This window comes from Heyndrickxia coagulans DSM 1 = ATCC 7050 (genome assembly GCF_000290615.1).
Lineage (GTDB): Bacteria > Bacillota > Bacilli > Bacillales > Bacillaceae_C > Weizmannia > Weizmannia coagulans.
The window spans coordinates 1-283 of the sequence record NZ_ALAS01000304.1 but is presented as its reverse complement, the minus strand read 5'-3'; the positions used below and the strand labels follow the sequence as shown (position 1 = coordinate 283).

Annotated in this window: 1 rRNA gene; it reads right to left on the bottom strand. The window is 46.6% G+C overall.

The window, feature by feature from the left end:
• Positions 1 to 98 (bottom strand): 5S ribosomal RNA (gene rrf, locus IC21_RS15915); the annotation flags it as partial.
• Between the last annotated feature and the right edge of the window lie 185 nt (positions 99 to 283).

Below are 283 nucleotides of genomic sequence, written 5' to 3'. Positions count from 1 at the left end.
CTCGCAGGGGGAAACCCCCAACTACCATCGGCGCTGGAAAGCTTAACTTCCGAGTTCGGGATGTGTTCGGGTGTGACCTTTCCGCCATCGCCACCGGACCTCAATGACAAAAATCATTATAACAAAGTTTCCATTGCTTATCAACAGGAATTATGTGATTCCCTGAAAACCGGATGGGAGAAAAAACTGTAAACGGAGAATAGCTTTGGTTTCTAACTTTGAAAATTGTCTAGCTCCAGCGCCTATCGGCTAGCGTATTTCTGCGCTTTCTCCCTACGATAAG